The organism is Paraburkholderia sp. J41 (genome assembly GCF_905220235.1).
In the GTDB taxonomy this organism is placed as follows: domain Bacteria; phylum Pseudomonadota; class Gammaproteobacteria; order Burkholderiales; family Burkholderiaceae; genus Paraburkholderia.
The window spans coordinates 1-1,220 of sequence record NZ_CAJMZE010000086.1 but is presented as its reverse complement, the minus strand read 5'-3'; the positions used below and the strand labels follow the sequence as shown (position 1 = coordinate 1,220).

At 67.5% G+C, this 1,220-nt stretch carries 1 protein-coding gene; it reads right to left on the bottom strand.

Annotated features, from left to right (window positions below):
* Positions 1–1,220: threonine ammonia-lyase, biosynthetic (ilvA, locus tag U5805_RS31520; protein ID WP_322107398.1), on the bottom strand; the 1,220-nt coding region annotated here is incomplete at both ends.

Genomic DNA, 1,220 nt, shown 5'->3' with positions numbered 1-1,220 from the left:
CGGCGGAACTCGGCGTCTTCGGCGGCGGGCACCTGAATGCCGACGAGAATCGAGCTGTAATCGGCGCCCTGGTTGCGGTAGTGGAACAGGCTGATGTTCCAGTTCGGCGCCATCGACGAAAGAAAGCGCATGAGCGCGCCCGGCCGCTCGGGAAACGCAAAGCGGAACAGACGTTCGTCGTGCGCGAGCGGCGAGCGCCCGCCGACCATGTAGCGGATATGCTGCTTGGAAAGCTCGTCGCCGGTGAGATCGACGGTCGGAAAACCGTGCGCCACGAACGTTTGCGCGATCTCCTGCGACTCGCCGCGGTTGCGGATCTGCACGCCGACGAAAATGTGCGCGCGCTCGGCGTCGTCGATGCGGTAGTTGAATTCGGTGACGCTGCGCGTGCCGACGAGTTCGCAGAAGCGCCTGAAGCTGCCGCGCTCCTCGGGAATCGTCACGGCGAACACGGCCTCGCGCGCCTCGCCCACTTCGGCGCGCTCCGCGACGAAACGCATGCGGTCGAAGTTCATGTTCGCGCCCGAGGTGATGGCGACGAGCGTCTGGCCTTCGATGCCCGCGCGTTCCGCGTACTGCTTCGCGCCCGCCACGGCCAGCGCGCCCGCCGGTTCGAGCACGCTGCGCGTGTCCTGAAAGACGTCCTTGATGGCGGCGCACAGCGCGTCGGTGTCGACGGTGAGCACGTCGTCGAGATACTGCCGGCAGAGCCGGAAGGTTTCCGCGCCCACGAGCTTCACGGCCGTGCCGTCGGAAAAGAGGCCGACTTCGCTCAGCTCCACGCGCTCGCCGGCCTTCATCGACTGCGCCATCGCGCACGAATCGTCGGTCTGCACGCCGATCACCTTGATGTCGGGGCGCACCGCCTTCACGTAGGCCGCGACGCCGGCCGCCAGTCCGCCGCCGCCGATCGGCACGAAGATCGCGTGTATGGGGGCCTGATGCTGGCTCAGCACTTCCATCGCGACGGTGCCTTGTCCGGCGATCACGTCGGGATCGTCGAAGGGATGCACGAAAGTCAAACCGCGTTCTTCCTGAAGTCGTACGGCGTGCGCGTAGGCGTCGCTGTAGGATTCGCCGGCCTGCACGACCTCGACGGTCGCGCCGCCGTGGGCGCGCACGGCATCGACCTTCAACTGGGGCGTGGTGACGGGCACGCAGATCACCGCCTTCACGCCCAGCCGGGCGGCCGAAAGCGCGACGCCCTGCGCGTGATTGCC